Origin of the sequence: Erwinia sp. OLFS4 (assembly GCF_002752165.1) — a bacterium.
Lineage (GTDB): Bacteria > Pseudomonadota > Gammaproteobacteria > Enterobacterales > Enterobacteriaceae > Izhakiella.
Genome location: NZ_MOMB01000011.1, coordinates 20,671 through 38,676 on the forward strand (window position 1 = coordinate 20,671; position 18,006 = coordinate 38,676).

An 18,006-nucleotide genomic window follows, 5' to 3' on the forward strand; every position below is an offset into this window, starting at 1 on the left:
TCATTCATTCTTAGCTGGCCTGTAATCAGCGGATAAAAAAAGAGGAGCAAAAGCTCCTCTTTTTTAGCACGTTTAGCGCAAGCAGCACAGATTACTCATCATCAGCAACCGGCTCATCATCACTGTCCGTTTCAGGGGCAATGTCATCTTCACCTTCTGCCAGGCTACCATCGATCGCATCCAGTTCTTCGTCTTCAACCGGTTCAGCTACGCGCTGAAGACCGACCACGCTTTCATCCTCGGCGGTGCGAATCAGAATAACGCCCTGGGTATTACGGCCAACCACGCTGACTTCAGATACCCGGGTACGTACCAGCGTACCGGCGTCGGTGATCATCATAATCTGATCGCTGTCCACCACCTGCACCGCCCCAACCACCGGCCCGTTTCGCTCGGTCACTTTGATAGATATGACCCCCTGAGTCGCACGGGATTTGATCGGGTATTCACTATTACCGGTGCGTTTACCATAACCATTGCGGGTGACGGTGAGAATTGCGCCCTCGTCACGTGGAATAATAAGCGATACCACGCGATCCCCTTCAGCCAGCCGGATACCACGCACACCGGATGCGGTACGCCCCATAGTACGGACTGCCAGCTCGCTAAAGCGCACCACTTTTCCGCCGGCAGAAAACAGCATCGCTTCATCCTGTCCGTTGGTGAGCGCAACGCCAATCAGCTCATCGTCTTCACGCAGATTCACCGCGATGATACCGGCGCTGCGCGGACGGCTGAATTCAGTCAGCGCGGTTTTCTTCACGGTGCCATTGGCGGTTGCCATAAACACATTGCAGCCTTCAGCATATTCCCGTACCGGCAGAATGGCGGTAATACGTTCGTTAGCTTCAAGGGGCAGCAAATTAATGATTGGCCGGCCACGTGCACCGCGGCTGGCTTCCGGCAGCTGATAGACTTTCATCCAGTAGAGACGTCCGCGGCTGGAGAAGCACAGGATAGTATCGTGTGTGTTGGCAACCAGTAAGCGATCAATAAAGTCTTCGTCTTTAATTCTGGCAGCACTACGCCCTTTGCCACCGCGACGCTGCGCTTCATAATCGCTCAGCGGCTGATACTTAACATACCCCTGATGCGACAGCGTAACGACCACATCTTCCTGATTAATCAGGTCTTCAATGTTAATATCGGCGCTGTTAGCAGTAATTTCTGTGCGCCGTGGGTCACCGAACTGATCGCGAACCGCCTCCAGCTCCTCGCGAATCACTTCCATCAACCGTTCGGCACTTTCCAGAATGCGCAACAGTTCGCCAATCTGCGCCAGTAACTCTTTATATTCATCCAGCAGCTTTTCGTGCTCAAGCCCGGTGAGTTTTTGCAGTCGCAGATCAAGAATCGCCTGCGCCTGCTGTTCGGTCAGATAATACTGGCCATCACGGATACCATATTGCTCTTCGAGCCATTCCGGACGTGCGGCATCATCCCCCGCGCGTTCAAGCATCGCCGCAACGTTCCCTAATGCCCAGGACTGCGCCATCAGGCCGGTTTTCGCTTCAGCTGGCGTCGGGGCCCGACGAATCAGTTCAATGATCGGATCGATATTTGCCAGCGCCACCGCCAGCCCTTCAAGGATATGGGCTCGATCGCGCGCTTTACGCAATTCAAAGATGGTGCGACGCGTCACCACTTCACGCCGGTGGCGTACGAAAGCCTCAAGGATCTCTTTCAGGGTCATAATTTTCGGCTGCCCCTGATAGAGAGCAACCATATTAATGCCAAACGAGACCTGCAGCTGCGTCAGTGAATAAAGGTTGTTGAGAACCACCTCACCCACCGCGTCACGTTTTACTTCGATAACAATGCGCATGCCGTCTTTATCGGACTCGTCGCGCAATGCGCTGATGCCTTCGACACGTTTGTCTTTCACCAGCTCGGCAATCTTTTCGATAAGACGCGCTTTGTTTACCTGGTAGGGAATTTCATGAATGATGATGGTTTCACGACCGGTTTTTGCGTCGGTTTCAACCTCACCACGGGCACGAATATACACTTTGCCACGACCGGTCCGATAGGCTTCTTCAATACCACGGCGGCCATTGATAATAGCGGCTGTCGGGAAATCGGGTCCGGGAATGTATTCCATCAATCCTTCAACCGAAATGTTTTCATCGTCAATATAAGCCAGGCAGCCGTTAATGACTTCGGTAAGGTTATGGGGAGGAATATTGGTTGCCATGCCGACCGCAATACCTGACGAGCCGTTAATCAGCAGGTTAGGGATTTTCGTCGGCATGACTTCAGGGATTTGTTCAGTGCCGTCATAGTTTGGCACGAAATCGACGGTTTCTTTTTCCAGGTCCGCCTGCAGTTCATGGGCAATTTTCGCCATACGAACTTCGGTGTAACGCATGGCGGCGGCTGAGTCGCCATCAATAGAACCGAAGTTACCCTGACCATCCACCAGCATATAGCGCAGGGAGAAGGGTTGAGCCATACGGACAATAGTGTCATAAACCGCCGAGTCGCCATGAGGGTGATATTTACCAATCACATCACCCACTACACGCGCCGACTTTTTATAAGGCTTATTCCAGTCGTTGCCCAGTACATTCATCGCATACAACACGCGACGGTGTACCGGTTTCAGCCCATCACGAACATCGGGTAACGCGCGGCCGACAATAACCGACATCGCATAATCCAGATAGGAGTTTTTCAACTCTTCTTCAATATTAACCGGTGTGATTTCTCTGGCCAGGTCGCTCATGTAGGCGCTTTCCTTCTAAATTATTCCCGGATTCAAAGGTGCAAAATCATACCACATTGTGCGGTGCGGGTGAACGAAAAGCGAGGTTAAAACCGGAAATAGCGCCTCGCGCTGTCCTGCCCATTTAACCCATAACGCGATATACTCGCGCAAAATCGAGCGGAGTGGTAAGCCTATGAGTATAAATAACGTCGATAGTCAGGAAATCGCAAAATTTGCAGCGGTGGCTTCCCGCTGGTGGGACCCGGAAGGCGAATTTAAACCGCTGCATCGTATTAACCCATTGCGACTGAATTATATCGCCGGTCGTAGCAACGGCCTGTTTGCTAAAAAGGTGCTGGATGTCGGCTGCGGTGGCGGCATTTTGAGTGAGAGCATGGCGCGTGAAGGCGCCGATGTCACCGGGCTGGATATGGGTGCAGAGCCGCTGGAAGTGGCACGTTTACATGCAATGGAAAGTGGCCTGAAGATCGATTATATCCAGCAAACCGTTGAGGAACATGCCCGCCAGTATGCCGGTCACTATGATGTGGTCACCTGCATGGAAATGCTGGAACACGTTCCGGACCCCAGCTCGGTGGTGGCCGCCTGCGCCCGGCTGGTGAAACCCGGCGGCGACGTATTCTTTTCAACCATTAACCGTAACAGCAAAGCCTGGCTACTGGCGATTGTCGGCGCAGAATACCTGCTGCGGATGGTGCCGCGCGGTACCCATGATATTAAGAAATTTATTCGTCCTGCCGAACTGCTGGACTGGGTCGATAATACCCCGCTGCGGGAACGACACATTATCGGATTACATTTTAATCCGCTGCGTAATACATTTTATCTTGGCCGCAACGTTGACGTGAATTACATGCTGCATACCCAGTATCCGGCACAGGATAGCTAAGCCCCGGCTGGCCACCGGCATCCTGCCGGCGGCCATAATAAATTCTTAGCACCAGCCCGGCTGACAGATCGTTTTGTTGTTTTACAGGCCGACGACTTGTCATCAGACTGCAACAAGGTTAAACGCGTTGAAAAGCGTCATTGTTTTCAGCGCCAGGGCTGTTATGTCCAAAAAACCGGCCAGCTGGCCGCCTGAATGAGCAAGAAATCAGCGCTTGATCAAATTTTAAAAGATTCATAATCGCGCTTGACAGCAATCACAGCCCTTTAGCGATGCGGCATTGAGATAATTCAGCATTACTAACCTCAAAATTTTCTAAAAATCAAGGCTTGTAGCACTCAGGGAAATTACTAAAATATTCACCATCTAGTGATTCTTTCTTCCGGTACCCCCTATATATTGTGTTTATCCACAACGTTACTCAGACCAGAACGCTGTGCGCATAAGCCGGGGATACTTTCTTCTGACGGACAGGGTAAAACGCGACATGAATCAGAGTCTGCTTGTCACTAAACGCGATGGCCGCACCGAACGCATCAATCTTGATAAAATTCACCGCGTCCTTGACTGGGCCGCCGAAGGGTTGAACAACGTCTCCGTCTCCCAGGTGGAGTTGCGTTCCCATATCCAGTTCTATGAAGGGATTAAAACGGCGGATATTCATGAAACCATCATCAAATCAGCCGCCGATCTGATATCGCGCGACGCGCCGGATTACCAATATCTGGCCGCCCGTCTGGCCATTTTTCATTTACGTAAAAAAGCCTACGGTCAGTTTGAGCCACCGGCGCTCTACGATCAGGTGGTGCGTATGGTCGAGCTGGGCAAATACGATCGCCATCTGCTGGAAGACTACAGCAAAGAAGAGTTCGAGCAGATGGACGGTTTCATTGACCACTGGCGTGATATGAACTTCTCTTATGCCGCGGTCAAGCAGCTGGAAGGAAAATATCTGGTGCAGAACCGGGTCAGCGGCGAAATCTATGAAAGCGCCCAGTTCCTTTATATTCTGGTGGCTGCCTGCCTGTTCTCCGGTTACCCGCGTGAAACCCGTCTCGATTACGTTAAACGCTTCTATGATGCGGTGTCGACATTCAAAATCTCGCTGCCCACACCGATTATGTCAGGAGTACGTACCCCAACCCGCCAGTTCAGTTCCTGCGTACTGATTGAGTGCGGGGACAGTCTTGATTCGATTAACGCCACCTCCAGCGCAATTGTGAAATATGTTTCTCAGCGTGCCGGAATTGGCATTAACGCCGGGCGTATTCGCGCGTTAGGCAGCCCGATTCGCGGCGGTGAAGCATTTCACACCGGGTGTATTCCTTTTTATAAACACTTTCAGACAGCGGTAAAATCCTGCTCACAAGGTGGCGTACGCGGCGGGGCGGCTACGCTGTTCTACCCGATGTGGCATCTTGAAGTGGAAAGTCTGCTGGTGCTGAAAAATAACCGCGGGGTGGAAGGTAACCGTGTACGTCATATGGATTACGGCGTGCAGATTAATAAACTGATGTATCAGCGTTTGTTAAAAGGCGAGGACATTACGCTGTTCAGCCCGTCCGACGTTCCGGGTCTTTATGATGCCTTCTTTGCTGACCAGCAGGAATTCGAACGCCTTTATACCCAATATGAGCAGGACAGCAGCATCAGGAAACAGCGCTTACGCGCAGTTGACCTGTTTTCATTAATGATGCAGGAGCGGGCTTCCACCGGTCGTATCTATATTCAGAATGTTGATCACTGTAACACCCACAGTCCGTTCGACCCGACGATTGCCCCGGTGCGCCAGTCCAATCTCTGTCTGGAAATCGCCCTGCCGACCAAACCGCTGGAAGACGTCAACGACGAAAACGGTGAAATTGCCCTCTGTACGCTTTCTGCTTTTAATCTTGGTGTCATCAACAGCCTCGACGACCTCGAGGAGCTGGCAACGCTGGCGGTACGGGCGCTTGATGCCCTGCTCGACTATCAGGATTACCCGATTCCGGCGGCGCAACGTGGCGCAATGGGACGCCGCACCCTGGGTATCGGCGTGATCAACTTCGCCTACTATCTGGCTAAACACGGGGTACGTTACTCTGATGGCAGTGCCAATAATCTGACGCACAAAACCTTTGAGGCGATTCAGTACTATCTGTTGAAAGCGTCGAACGAACTGGCAAAAGAACAAGGCGCCTGCCCGTGGTTTAATGAAACCACCTATGCCCAAGGCATTCTGCCTATCGATACCTATAAAAAAGATCTGGACAGCATCGTTAATGAGCCGCTGCATCTTGACTGGGAAGGCCTGCGCACTGCGATCAAAACTCACGGCCTGCGTAACTCAACGCTTTCCGCACTGATGCCGTCGGAAACCTCATCGCAGATCTCAAATGCCACCAACGGCATTGAGCCTCCGCGCGGCCATATCAGCATTAAAGCATCAAAAGATGGCATCCTGCGCCAGGTGGTGCCGGAGTATGAACGCCTTAAGCAGCAGTATGAACTGCTATGGGAAATGCCCTCCAACGATGGCTACCTGCAGCTGGTAGGGGTGATGCAGAAATTTATCGATCAGGCGATTTCTGCTAATACCAACTACGATCCCGGTCGCTTTGCTAATGGTAAAGTACCGATGAAGCAGTTACTCAAAGATTTGCTGACGGCCTATAAGTTTGGCGTAAAAACGCTGTACTACCAGAACACCCGTGATGGCGCAGAAGATGCTCAGGATGATCTGGCCCCTTCTATTCAGGATGATGGCTGCGAGAGCGGCGCATGTAAGATTTAAAGCGGGACAGGAGCAGCTTTCTCCTTACTTTCTGACCTTCTGGTGCGGCGGATTTTATCCGCCCCTGACTGCTGGACAACATAATGGCTTACACCACATTTTCTCAGAACAAAAACGATCAACTCAGCGAACCGATGTTTTTTGGTCAACCGGTTAACGTCGCCCGCTATGACCAGCAAAAATATGATATTTTCGAGAAGCTGATTGAAAAGCAACTCTCTTTTTTCTGGCGCCCGGAAGAGGTTGATGTTTCCCGTGACCGTATTGATTATCAGAGCCTGCCAGAACATGAGAAACATATTTTTATCAGCAATCTGAAATACCAGACGCTGCTTGATTCCATTCAGGGCCGCAGCCCTAACGTTGCGCTGTTACCGCTGATTTCCATTCCTGAACTGGAAACCTGGGTCGAAACCTGGGCGTTTTCGGAAACGATTCACTCGCGTTCATATACCCATATTATCCGCAATATTGTTAACGATCCGGCGCTGGTTTTTGATGACATCGTCACCAATGAACAGATTCTGAAACGGGCAGAAGATATTTCAGGCTACTACGATGATCTGATCGAAATGACCAGCTACTGGCATATGCTGGGTGAAGGCACTCACCAGGTCGCCGGTAAAACCGTGACCGTCTCATTGTATGAGCTGAAAAAACTGCTCTATATCTGCCTGATGAGCGTTAATGCGCTGGAAGCTATTCGTTTTTACGTCAGCTTCGCCTGCTCGTTTGCCTTTGCTGAACGTGAACTGATGGAAGGCAACGCCAAAATTATTCGCCTGATAGCCCGCGATGAAGCGCTGCACCTGACCGGCACCCAGCATATGCTTAATCTGATGCGCAGTGGCGAAGACGATCCGGAAATGGCGCAGATTGCCGAAGAATGCCGCCAGACCTGCTACGACCTGTTTAAAGACGCCGCGAATCAGGAAAAAGAGTGGGCTGAATACCTGTTCCGTGATGGTTCTATGATCGGCCTGAATAAAGATATCCTTTGCCAGTATATTGAATATATTACTAATATCCGTATGCAGGCGGTCGGGCTTGATCTGCCTTTTGAAACCCGTTCCAACCCTATTCCGTGGATCAACAGCTGGCTGGTTTCCGACAATGTCCAGGTTGCCCCGCAGGAGGTGGAAGTCAGCTCTTATCTGGTTGGACAGATAGACGCAGAAGTCGGTGACGACGATTTTAATGATTTTCAGCTGTAAAAATGGCAGCAGCTATGGCGCATTCCACCATTACCCTGCGTTCAACTGGCACAAGGATTGACTGCAAAGAGCAGCATGACTCCCTGCTTGATGCACTTGAGTCACACCAGGTCTGCGTGGAGTATCAGTGTCGTGAAGGCTACTGTGGCGCCTGTCGTACGCGTCTGCTTAAGGGAGAAGTCTGCTACGCCAGCCAGCCACTGGCCGCCATTCAGCAGGGTGAAATTTTACCGTGCTGTTGTCAGGCCAAAGGGGATATTGAAATCGATATGTAATCTCACGCACATAACAGCGGATGTACTTACAAGCGCTGTTCCTCCACCACCCCCACCCAGCCATAACCGCCGGTCGCCGGTTCACCAGCCAGCCAGCGCCTGAGCATATTCATTGCCGTCATTGCCACGGTCTCCTGACGCACCGATAAGCCGTAATGGGCCAGATTAAGCGTCACCCGCTGGTAAAAACTGCCCTGTGGTGTACGCAAAAGAAAAGCGATGGTATCGTCAGCCCGCAGCGGACCGACCACTAACGCCAGCTGGCCGTTGCCGCCACTGGCCGCCATATGCGCGGGCGAGTCATCCAGCGCCGGACTCACACGGGCATCGCATACTGGCGTACCCGCCGAAGTCAGATGCCAGCTAAGCAGGCCAGCCGTATAACTTTCACACAGGCTGAGTGTCAGCTGACGGGCAGTCAGCGCGGCTGCCAGTCGTGACGGCAACGGGGTGGTGCCTTCATAAAGCAGGCTGTCGCCCGCAATACGCTGAACCTCAGACCAGACCGCTGCCATCTGCTCAGCGGCAGCGGCCGGACCGGTCAGTTTAAGTTCAATTATCGGCATTGAAGAGCGGTAACCCATGACGGCCCCCTGGGGCAGAGTCAGACCTTCCAGCTCGCTGGCTAGCGAACTCTCACCGCGGCCAAAGGTGGTCAACCGCAGGCAAACGGGTGCCGGATCGGGTGAAAACCGCTCCCTGATGCGCGGAATAATTTGCTGGTCGACCATCATTTTAAATTCTGAAGGTACGCCCGGTGTGAAAAATACCCAGCAGCGATTAAGTTGCAGAGCAAACCCACAGGCAGTGCCGATGGGGTTATCCAGCATCTCGGCATTTTCCGGAATTTCAGCTTGCTTGCGATTAGCTGCGGCCATAACCCGACCACGTGCGGCGAACCAGGCTTCCATTGTCTTCAGCCATTGTGGATGCAGCTGGAGTCTGACGCCTGCCGCCGTGGCGGCTGCCAGCGAACTGAGGTCGTCGCTGGTCGGTCCCAGGCCGCCATTAACGATCAGGACATCCGCTATCTGACTGCGCTGCTGTAATGCGGCAACCAGCTCTTCCAGCCGATCGCCGACGGTCATACGGCTGCTCATCGGCAGGCCTTCGGAAAACAGTCGCTCTGCCAGCCACGCGGCATTGGTGTCAACAATCTGCCCGTGCAGCACCTCATCACCGGTTGCCAGCATTTCTACCCGAATCATCTTCACTCCGTCTGCAAAACTTGTTCAGACCATTGTGTTGGCGGCGGCGCACAAATACAACCGGTTATCAGCGACAAAACAAAATGGGGGCCAATCGGCCCCCGCACAACGCGACAGACAAAAATTTAGCGTCGCGATAACAGTAATCCCAGTACCAGCCCGACAGTTGCACCAACGCCAATGCCATGCCAGGGTTTTTCATGCACATAATCATCGGCACGGTACACTGCCTGACGGGCACGCACATAGTAATTATCAGACGCATTGCTTACCCGATTTTTAACATTGCTTAGCGTCTTTTCCGCTTTTTTCTTCAGCGCAAGGTATTTCTCGTCCGCCGGGTCTCCGGATGCGGCAAGAACCTCTTCCAGCGTCTCTGTCAGCAACGCCAGATCGTCATCCAGATTGGTTTCAAGCGGCTCAGCAGATGTTGCCATATATTCCTCCGTGTTTACTGTCGATGTCTTCCCCTCCCCTTTAATGCCTGAGCATAAAAGCTGAGCGGGCCGGTGATTATTAACTATAGACAATTTTTCCCGCTGACGGCCGGGGCAAAAACCAGGAATGCACTGATTCCGCATCGTTTCGGCAAATTTCAGCTCTGCTATCCCTGCCAGCGGCGGCGCAGGGCGGAAAAAAACGCCCTTTGTTTGATTTATCTGATAAATTTTCTCTGTACTGAATTTTTAAACTGGCAAAATGTCGTAACGTGCAGTGGCCCGATCACGCCCGGCAATACCGGCAATGAGCCACATAGCGCAGTCCCCCAATCCTCGATCAGCAAAGGGAAATACTTCTGGCATGAATCGTAGAATGTTTATGAAAGCGTCGATGGCCTTCGCAACCCTGAGCGGGATGTCCGGCCTGTCCACACTGTTTGCACGCTCCGCCTGGGCGGATGCGGCTATCGCCGACGGTACCGCAAAGCAATTTGATTTCGACGTTCTGAAAAAGCACGCTGCCAGCCTGGCCAGACAAGCATACAGCGGCGTTCCCGCTCCGTTGCCGGCCACCCTGGCCAACCTGACACCGCAGGCTTACAACGAAATTGCCTATGACCAGGCGCATTCCTTATGGAACAACATTGAAGGCCGTCAGATTGACGTGCAATTTTTCCATGTTGGCATGGCCTTCAAACGACGGATACGCATGTTTTCCGTCGATCCGGCAAACCGGGAAGCGCGTGAAATCCACTTTCGTCCTGAACTGTTTAACTACAACGATGCCCACGTTGACACCGCGCAGTTGCAGGGTAAAACCGATCTCGGTTTTGCCGGATTCCGGGCATTTAAAGCACCTCAACTCAGCAGCCGCGATATCGTCTCTTTCCTTGGCGCCAGCTATTTCCGTGCGGTGGACGAAACCTATCAGTACGGTCTGTCGGCGCGCGGCGTCGCCATTAACACCTTCAGCACCGGCGAAGAAGAGTTTCCCGACTTTACCGCGTTCTGGTTTGAAACGCCGAAGGCAGGCGACACCACATTTACCGTCTATGCCTTGCTGGACGGGCCCAGCTGTACCGGCGCGTTTCGCTTCATTATCCACTGTGAAGAAAAACGGGTAGTAATGGAAATTGAAAACAATCTTTACGCCCGTAAAGATATAAAACAGCTGGGTATTGCGCCAATGACGACGATGTTTAGCTGTGGCACTAACGAGCGCAGAATGTGCGATACCATCCATCCACAGATTCATGACTCCGACCGTCTTGCCATGTGGACCGGTAAAGGAGAATGGATCTGCCGGCCGCTGAATAATCCCCAGCGCCTGACCTATAACGCCTTTGCCGATGAAAATCCACGCGGCTTTGGCATGTTACAGACCGACCATAATTTTGATGATTATCAGGATGTGATTGGCTGGTATAACAAGCGTCCCAGTCTGTGGGTTGAGCCACTTGGCAAATGGGGTAAAGGCTCCATTGAGATGATGGAAATCCCGACAACCGGTGAAACGCTTGATAATATCGTCTGCTTCTGGCAACCGGATAATGCCATCGTCGCCGGCAGCCAGCACAGCTTCTCTTATAAACTTTACTGGAGTGGTCTGCCGCCGGTGCAAAGCAACCTGGCGCGCGTTTACGCCACCCGGACCGGCATGGGCGGGTTTCCTGAAGGCTGGGCACCGGGCGAGCACTATCCGCAAGTCTGGGCTCGTCGCTTTGCCGTTGACTTTATCGGTGGCGATCTCAACGCGGCGGCGCCGAAAGGCATCACCCCGGTGATCGACGTCAGTGCCGGCAGTATTAAGCAAGTGGAAATTCTCTACGTCGAGCCTTTTAACGGCTATCGCATCCTGTTTGACTGGTATCCTGCCAGCGACGCGACCGAGGCCATAGATATGCGTCTTTATCTGCGTACCGGCAATGAAACGCTTAGCGAAACCTGGCTTTATCAGTACATTCCGCCGTCAGCAGATAAGCGGAAATATGTCGATGACCGCCAGATGCACAGCTGATCGTCCCTGTCGCCCTCATCATGAGGGCGATTTTTTAGCCGTTCTGCATATCAACGTGCAGAATATTATCTTCCAGATAAGGCTCGCTAACCGGATAGAAACCAAACTGTCCATAGAAATGCTGCAAATGTGCCTGCGCTGATAAAAACAGCGGGCGTTGCGGCCAGTCGTGCTGACAACATGCCAGGGTGCGTCTCATCAGCTGCTGACCAACACCACTCCCCCTGACCGACTGTGACACAACCACCCGGCCAATTTTTAGCGGTTTCGCCGCCTGCACCGGTACCAGTATCCGGGCACAGGCTACCATCTGATCCTGCAGCGTTCCCAGTATATGACGGTTCTCTCCGCGCAGGTCCTGACCATCAATATCCTCATATGCACAGTTCTGCTCAACGATAAACACCTGGTTGCGCAGCGCCAACAACGCATAAAGCTGCTCTGTTGTTAATTCGCTATGATGCAGATCCTGCCATGTCACATCCATACATAATGCTCCTGAGTTGTCCGGTGTCATGTCGTCATCGCCTATCATCGCTGGCGGCAGCCTGATTGTCGATAACAACAGGGCTGAATCTGTCCACGCCGTCCTGTCACCAGCCAGCGTGCCGCAATGCCCGAAAGAAGGATAAAAAAAGGGCGCCTGAGCGCCCGTTGTATACTTTTATCGCTTACATCAACGGCTGAGCCATTTGTACCAGGCTAATCAGCGGCTGCGGATACACCCCCAGAGCCAGCACCAGGATCGCCGAAATCAATACCACCACGCCGCCGGCGGTCAGCGCCCAGTTATCCGGGGTATTGCGATGCAACAGCTCCGGCGGATTCAGGTAAAGGCTGACCGTTACGCGCAGATAGTAGTAAAGGCCAATAGCGCTGCCCACGACCACAGCAGCAGTCAGCCACCACAGATGCGCGTTAACCGCCACTGCCAGCACATAGAATTTACCGATAAAGCCAAGTGTGATTGGAATACCTGCCAGCGACAACATCATAATTGTCATTACGGCGGCCAGAATCGGCCGATGCCAGAACAGACCACGATAAGAGTAAAGCGATTCTGCATCGGGACCACGGTAGGGACTGGACATCAGGCTGACGACACCAAACGACCCCAGGCTGCTGAACAGATAACCGGCCAGATACACGCCAACGGTTTCCAGCGGCAGCTGATGACGCTGTACGGCAATCAGCGCTACCAGCAGGTAGCCAAGATGCGCAATGGAGGAATAGCCCAGCAGACGTTTAATGTTGCTCTGGGAAATAGCCATGATGTTGCCAAACAAAATAGAGGCAAAAGCAATCAGTGCCAGCACCACGCGTACCGATTCATCATCGGTTACCGGTGCATACAGGAACAGACGCATCACCACGGCAAAAATAGCAATTTTGCTGGCGGTGGCGAGGAAAGTTGAAACCGGTGCGGGTGCCCCCTGATAAACGTCCGGTGTCCAGAGATGAAACGGTACCAGCGACAGCTTAAAGCCAAGGCCAACAATCATCATGCCGACACCAATCAGCAGCAGTGGCTGCGCAATAAGGCCATCGTTGAGACTGTGTCCAAGCCCGGCGAATCCCAGATTGCCGGAATTAGCATAAATCAGCGCAATACCAAACAGCAGGAACGACGAGGCCGCCGCTGACAAAATGGTGTATTTGATGCTGGCTTCCAGTGAACGCTTCTGACGATAGGCATAGCCAGTCAGACCAAACAGCGGTAATGAAATCAGTTCAATACCGAGAAACAGTGAAGCAAGGTGGTTGGCACTGGCCAGCAGCAAACCGCCCAGCGCGGCAATCAGGACCAGCAGATAAAACTCTTCTTTATTATCAGGCAGCCCCACCAGCCACGGATAGGCAAAAGTACAGGTTGCCAGACTGGCAAGCAGCACCAGCCCGCTGTAAAGCATTGCATAGCCGTCAACACGCAGTAACGGCGTAACGTCCATCGGGCCGGCATGGCCAACAAACCAGAGCGACAACAGCGCCAGGTTGAGGCCAATCACGGTCAGAGTGGCATTGACGAAATGATTGCGTCGCCACGCAATGGAGAGCATCACCACCACCACCGTCAATCCGACGATCAACAGCGGCAGCAGTGCGATCAGTTGTTGAGATGTTATTGTCATGGCGAATTACGGCCTTGTAGTTGAAATTGAAGCATTAAACCACTGCTGAATATTGCTCATCGCGGCGTGCGACGTATCCATGATCGGCTGCGGATAAACCCCCAGCAGCAGCAGCAGAACCACCAGCACCATAATCATGGTAAATTCACGGGTCGTCATTCCCTTCAGGGGCGTTTCCGACTTAGGCGCACCGTAGTAAGCGCGTTGCATCATGATCAGTGAATACACCGAGGCGAACACCAGACCAAAAGTGGCAATCACAATAATCACCGGCACCACCTGGTAGCTACCGGTCAGGATCATAAACTCGCCGACAAAGTTACCGGTGCCGGGCATGCCAAGATTTGCCACCGCAAAGAACAGTGACAGCCCCGGAATCCATTTAATCCGTTTCCATAACCCGCCCATCTGACGCATGTCACGGGTGTGCAAACGTTCATACAGTTGCCCGCAAAGAATAAACAAGGCGGCCGCTGACAGGCCGTGGGCAATCATCTGCACTACCGCCCCATGGAAGGCCAGCTGGCTGCCGGTATAAATCGCAATCAACACGAAGCCCATATGCGAAATTGAGGTATAGGCAATCAGTCGCTTAATATCGGTCTGGGAAAACGCCATCCAGGCACCGTAGAAAATGCCAATCAGCGCCAGAATCATCACCACCGGAGCGAAGGCCGCCGAGGCGTGCGGAAACAGCGGCAGGCTAAAACGCAGTAAACCATAAGCCGCGGTTTTCAACAGAATGCCGGCCAGGTCAACCGAACCTGCCGTCGGCGCCTGACTGTGCGCATCCGGTAACCAGCCATGCAGCGGCACCACCGGCATTTTAACCGCGAAGGCGATAAAAAAGCCCAGCATCAGCAGGAATTCCACCCCATGTGACATCGGGGTTTTCAGCAGATCCTGATAATTAAACGTCCACACGCTGGTGGCATTGTAGTGCACAAACACCAGTGCCAGGATGGCGATTAGCATCACCAGACCGCTGGCCTGGGTATAGATAAAAAATTTGGTCGCCGCATAAATGCGGGTTTTACCGTCCGATGAGCTGTGTCCCCAGAGTGCAATGAGGAAATACATCGGCACCAGCATCATCTCCCAGAAGAAGAAGAACAGGAACATGTCAATGGCAAGAAACACACCAATAACACCGCCGAGGATCCACAGCAGATTCAGGTAAAAGAAGCCTTGCCGGTCCTGAATTTCCTGCCACGAGCAGAGGATAGCCATGACACCCAGCAGACCGGTTAATACCACCATCAGCAGTGACAGGCCATCCAGTGCCAGATGAAAGCTGATACCAAAGCGCGGGATCCAGCTCAGCAAAAATTGAGACTGCCATTGCGGTATGCCCGCAGGCTGAGTCAGGGAATAGCCGCCTTGCAGCCACAACTGCAGCGACAAAGCCAGCGTCAGTCCCATCGCGATTAACGCGATCCAGCGGGGTAATCTTATGCTGAAGCGCTCACACTGCCAGCTCAGAAAGCCGCCGATAAACGGGATGAGGATTAGCCAGGGTAATAACATGGCAGTTTATGTCCCTTTCTTTAAATTCTGGCGGGCGCATCTTCAAACCTGCCCAGCCGAATATTCTCTTTTAAATTCTTAAGGAATGAAGAACAGGCTTCATCCCGCCACACACTTAAACCATCAGCAACAACGTCAGCACCACCAGCGCCCCGATGCTCATTGACGCAGCGTACCAACGTATCTGGCCGTTTTCGCTTAAAACCAGCCCCTTGTTAGTAATACGCGTAAACAGCGCGGGAATGGTCATCAGTGCGTCCAGCGGGTCGCGCATCAGCAGCCGTGCGATTGCTTTGTAAGGCTTAACGAAAATCAGATCGTACAGCCAGTCGAAGCCCCATGCGGCAAACCACCAGGCTGATAACAAACGCCCTACGCTGCTGCCGGCAACACGGCTAACCAGACGCCGCTTACCGAGCCACAATGCCGCGGCAATCAGAATGCCGATAATCGCCACCGCACCGGAGGTAATTTCCAGGGTAATTTTACCGGTTTCTCCAAAGTGATTTTCCGGCAAAACACCGGCAAGCGGTGGGGTAATCAGCGCGCCGACAAAAGTGGACAGTACCAGTAAGATGAGTAACGGCAGATGGTGGGTGATTCCTTTACCCGCATGCGCATGAATTTTTTCTTCGCCGTGAAAGACGATAAAAATCATGCGGAAGGTATAAATTGACGTCAGAAACGCACCCACAAGGCCGGCCAGCATCAGATGGCTATGGCCATTAGCCAGCGCCCCGAACAGAATTTCATCTTTACTGTAGAAACCGGCGGTAATCAGCGGCAGCGCTGCCAGCGCCGCCCCACCGACCAGAAAGCAGGTATAGACCAGCGGGATGCTTTTGCGCAATCCACCCATTTTAAAGATATTCTGCTCGTGATGGCAGGCAAGAATTACCGAGCCTGAAGACAGGAACAGCAGCGCTTTAAAGAATGCGTGTGTCATCAGATGGAAAATCGCCGCATCCCAGGCCTGAACGCCCAGCGCCAGAAACATATAACCAATCTGACTCATCGTGGAGTAAGCCAGCACGCGTTTGATATCGGTTTGTACCAAGGCAGCGAAACCCGCCAGCACCAGGGTGATGGCACCGACAATACCCACCAGATGTAACACTTCTGGCGTCAGCAGGAACAGGCCATGACTGCGTGCAATCAGATATACCCCGGCGGTAACCATGGTAGCGGCATGGATCAAAGCCGAGACGGGAGTCGGACCGGCCATGGCATCGGCAAGCCAGGTTTGTAACGGCAACTGCGCCGATTTACCCACGGCGCCACCCAGCAACATCAGGGTAGCCCACTGCAAGGGGGTATTGTCAGCAGCAAAATGCGCCGGCGCCAGCTGTGCCATTTCGTGAAAATTGAGCGTCCCCAGCTGGTTATAAAGAATAAACAGCGCAAAGGCGAGAAACACGTCGCCAACGCGGGTAATGATAAATGCCTTCATCGCCGCCGCGCCGTTTTTGGCATCGGTATAGTAAAAACCAATCAACAGATAAGAGCACAGCCCTACCCCTTCCCAACCGAGATACATCAGCATCAGGTTATCGGCCAGTACCAGAACCACCATGCTGGCAATAAACAGGTTGGTATAGGCGAAGAAACGGGAATACCCTTCTTCGCCGCGCATATACCAGGAGGCAAACATATGAATCAGGAAACCCACACCGGTAACCACTGACAGCATGGTCAGTGACAGGCCATCCAGCGTCAGATTGACTTTGATATCAAACTGCCCCACATGCATCCAGGTCCAGAGCGCCTGAGTATAAGGTTGCTGCCCCTGACTGAAAAAATTAACCCCGACATACAGGGTCACCAACGCTGCCAGTCCGACAGCACCGGTACCAATCGTTGCCGACAGGTTTTCAGACCAGCGCCCGCGTGAAAATGCCAGCAGTAAAAAGCCGATCAGCGGGAAGAGTATGGTTAAATAAAGAAGATTCATCCGCGCATCTCGCTCACAGTATCAATGTTCAGGTTCTGACGACGGCGATGCAGCTGCAACAGTAACGCCAGGCCAATGCTGGCTTCAGCGGCCGCCAGGCTGATAGCCAGAATATACATGACCTGACCGTCGGCTTGTCCCCAGTAGCTTCCTGCAACCACCAGCGCTAATGCCGCGGCATTGATCATGATCTCAAGGCTAATCAGCATAAACAGCAAGTTTCGCCGGATCATCAGACCAGTCAGCCCAAGCACAAACAGTATGGCGGCCAGAATGAGCCCGTGTTGCAAAGGGATCATACGTGCTCCTCCTTTTTACTTTTTCCATCATTCTGACGGGATGTCTGTGCATCAGCCGCACGCTCTTCGCGTCCGACATGAAATGCCACAACCAGTCCGGCCAGCAGCAGCATAGATGCCAGTTCAACCGCCAGTACATAAGGACCAAACAGACTGATACCCACGGCTTTCGCATCTATCATTACGCCATCAATGCCCTGATCGTTCAGCGAGTGAATGGCATACACCATCACGCACAGCAGGATAAAAGACAGCACCGACGGACCAACCCAGGCAGATGGCTGTAACCAGCGTCGCTCCTGTTCCTGCGTGGTATCACCCAGATTGAGCATCATGACAACGAAAACAAACAGCACCATAATGGCACCGGCATAGACGATAATTTCCAGCGCACCGGCAAAGACGGCACCCAGCGCAAAGAAAACCCCTGCGACCGCCAGCAACGAAATGATCAGATAAAGCAGTGCATGAACCGGGTTGGTACCGGAAATTACCCGCAGGGTTGCCAGTATTGCCACGACACCGCATATGTAAAACGCAAATTCCATCTCTGGCT

Annotated in this window: 14 protein-coding genes; 5 read left to right on the plus strand and 9 right to left on the minus strand. The window is 52.8% G+C overall.

All coding sequences use genetic code 11. From position 1 onward, the window contains the following. Window positions 1-91 precede the first annotated feature (91 nt). Window positions 92-2,725 (minus strand): DNA topoisomerase (ATP-hydrolyzing) subunit A, encoded by a 2,634-nt coding sequence (gene gyrA, locus BL249_RS04495; RefSeq protein WP_099706077.1) that lies wholly within the window; start codon window positions 2,723-2,725, stop codon window positions 92-94. Between the two features lie 175 nt (window positions 2,726-2,900). Here gyrA and ubiG point away from each other — a divergent pair, with 175 nt between their 5' ends. The 4 genes from ubiG to yfaE all read left to right on the plus strand — a co-directional run bounded on the left by ubiG (window position 2,901) and on the right by yfaE (window position 7,879). Continuing rightward, on the plus strand, window positions 2,901-3,617 hold the full coding sequence (ubiG, locus tag BL249_RS04500) for a bifunctional 2-polyprenyl-6-hydroxyphenol methylase/3-demethylubiquinol 3-O-methyltransferase UbiG (protein WP_099706078.1): 717 nt from the start codon (window positions 2,901-2,903) through the stop codon (window positions 3,615-3,617). 487 nt (window positions 3,618-4,104) lie between these two features. Further along, on the plus strand, window positions 4,105-6,390 hold the full coding sequence (nrdA, locus tag BL249_RS04505) for a class 1a ribonucleoside-diphosphate reductase subunit alpha (RefSeq protein ID WP_099706079.1): 2,286 nt from the start codon (window positions 4,105-4,107) through the stop codon (window positions 6,388-6,390). An 83-nt stretch (window positions 6,391-6,473) separates the two neighbouring features. Next, complete coding sequence (nrdB, locus tag BL249_RS04510) at window positions 6,474-7,604, plus strand: class Ia ribonucleoside-diphosphate reductase subunit beta (protein ID WP_099706080.1); 1,131 nt, start codon at window positions 6,474-6,476, stop codon at window positions 7,602-7,604. A gap of 14 nt (window positions 7,605-7,618) precedes the next feature. Then, on the plus strand, window positions 7,619-7,879 hold the full coding sequence (gene yfaE, locus BL249_RS04515) for a class I ribonucleotide reductase maintenance protein YfaE (RefSeq protein WP_099706098.1): 261 nt from the start codon (window positions 7,619-7,621) through the stop codon (window positions 7,877-7,879). A 26-nt stretch (window positions 7,880-7,905) separates the two neighbouring features. Here the strand turns inward: yfaE and BL249_RS04520 are convergent, their stop codons facing one another. Continuing rightward, window positions 7,906-9,087, minus strand: coding sequence for a nicotinamide mononucleotide deamidase-related protein YfaY (locus BL249_RS04520; RefSeq protein WP_099706081.1), 1,182 nt, complete (start codon window positions 9,085-9,087; stop codon window positions 7,906-7,908). A gap of 125 nt (window positions 9,088-9,212) precedes the next feature. Beyond that, window positions 9,213-9,524 (minus strand): stress response protein ElaB, encoded by a 312-nt coding sequence (gene elaB, locus BL249_RS04525; protein WP_099706082.1) that lies wholly within the window; start codon window positions 9,522-9,524, stop codon window positions 9,213-9,215. A gap of 364 nt (window positions 9,525-9,888) precedes the next feature. On the opposite strand from elaB, the gene BL249_RS04535 reads away from it, so the two are divergent. Beyond that, complete coding sequence (locus BL249_RS04535; RefSeq protein ID WP_099706084.1) at window positions 9,889-11,544, plus strand: glucan biosynthesis protein D; 1,656 nt, start codon at window positions 9,889-9,891, stop codon at window positions 11,542-11,544. A gap of 34 nt (window positions 11,545-11,578) precedes the next feature. Here BL249_RS04535 and BL249_RS04540 read toward each other — a convergent pair whose 3' ends face one another. The 6 genes from BL249_RS04540 to nuoJ form a co-directional block, all read right to left on the minus strand. Next, on the minus strand, window positions 11,579-12,031 hold the full coding sequence (locus BL249_RS04540; RefSeq protein WP_099706085.1) for a GNAT family N-acetyltransferase: 453 nt from the start codon (window positions 12,029-12,031) through the stop codon (window positions 11,579-11,581). 184 nt (window positions 12,032-12,215) lie between these two features. Then, window positions 12,216-13,673 carry an NADH-quinone oxidoreductase subunit NuoN gene (nuoN, locus tag BL249_RS04545; protein WP_099706086.1) on the minus strand — a complete coding sequence of 486 codons (1,458 nt, stop codon included), beginning with the start codon at window positions 13,671-13,673 and terminating at the stop codon, window positions 12,216-12,218. Between the two features lie 6 nt (window positions 13,674-13,679). After that, a complete protein-coding gene (gene nuoM / locus BL249_RS04550) occupies window positions 13,680-15,200 on the minus strand; it encodes an NADH-quinone oxidoreductase subunit M (RefSeq protein ID WP_099706087.1) in 1,521 nt (506 codons plus the stop codon). A 115-nt stretch (window positions 15,201-15,315) separates the two neighbouring features. Beyond that, window positions 15,316-17,151 carry an NADH-quinone oxidoreductase subunit L gene (nuoL, locus tag BL249_RS04555; RefSeq protein WP_099706088.1) on the minus strand — a complete coding sequence of 612 codons (1,836 nt, stop codon included), beginning with the start codon at window positions 17,149-17,151 and terminating at the stop codon, window positions 15,316-15,318. Then, window positions 17,148-17,450, minus strand: coding sequence for an NADH-quinone oxidoreductase subunit NuoK (nuoK, locus tag BL249_RS04560; RefSeq protein ID WP_099706089.1), 303 nt, complete (start codon window positions 17,448-17,450; stop codon window positions 17,148-17,150). Before nuoK ends, nuoL begins: the two co-directional genes overlap by 4 nt. Then, window positions 17,447-17,998, minus strand: a complete 552-nt coding sequence (gene nuoJ, locus BL249_RS04565; protein WP_099706090.1) for an NADH-quinone oxidoreductase subunit J — start codon at window positions 17,996-17,998, stop codon at window positions 17,447-17,449. Before nuoJ ends, nuoK begins: the two co-directional genes overlap by 4 nt. Between the last annotated feature and the right edge of the window lie 8 nt (window positions 17,999-18,006).

Excerpts from the sequence above, each read along its gene's own strand:
- gyrA (WP_099706077.1), bottom strand. The coding sequence starts at position 2,725 with ATGAGCGACCTGGCCAGAGAAATCACACCGGTTAATATTGAAGAAGAG.
- ubiG (WP_099706078.1), top strand. The coding sequence starts at position 2,901 with ATGAGTATAAATAACGTCGATAGTCAGGAAATCGCAAAATTTGCAGCG.
- nrdA (WP_099706079.1), top strand. The coding sequence starts at position 4,105 with ATGAATCAGAGTCTGCTTGTCACTAAACGCGATGGCCGCACCGAACGC.
- nrdB (WP_099706080.1), top strand. The coding sequence starts at position 6,474 with ATGGCTTACACCACATTTTCTCAGAACAAAAACGATCAACTCAGCGAA.
- yfaE (WP_099706098.1), top strand. The coding sequence starts at position 7,619 with ATGGCGCATTCCACCATTACCCTGCGTTCAACTGGCACAAGGATTGAC.
- BL249_RS04520 (WP_099706081.1), bottom strand. The coding sequence starts at position 9,087 with ATGATTCGGGTAGAAATGCTGGCAACCGGTGATGAGGTGCTGCACGGG.
- elaB (WP_099706082.1), bottom strand. The coding sequence starts at position 9,524 with ATGGCAACATCTGCTGAGCCGCTTGAAACCAATCTGGATGACGATCTG.
- BL249_RS04535 (WP_099706084.1), top strand. The coding sequence starts at position 9,889 with ATGAATCGTAGAATGTTTATGAAAGCGTCGATGGCCTTCGCAACCCTG.
- BL249_RS04540 (WP_099706085.1), bottom strand. The coding sequence starts at position 12,031 with ATGGATGTGACATGGCAGGATCTGCATCATAGCGAATTAACAACAGAG.
- nuoN (WP_099706086.1), bottom strand. The coding sequence starts at position 13,673 with ATGACAATAACATCTCAACAACTGATCGCACTGCTGCCGCTGTTGATC.
- nuoM (WP_099706087.1), bottom strand. The coding sequence starts at position 15,200 with ATGTTATTACCCTGGCTAATCCTCATCCCGTTTATCGGCGGCTTTCTG.
- nuoL (WP_099706088.1), bottom strand. The coding sequence starts at position 17,151 with ATGAATCTTCTTTATTTAACCATACTCTTCCCGCTGATCGGCTTTTTA.
- nuoK (WP_099706089.1), bottom strand. The coding sequence starts at position 17,450 with ATGATCCCTTTGCAACACGGGCTCATTCTGGCCGCCATACTGTTTGTG.
- nuoJ (WP_099706090.1), bottom strand. The coding sequence starts at position 17,998 with ATGGAATTTGCGTTTTACATATGCGGTGTCGTGGCAATACTGGCAACC.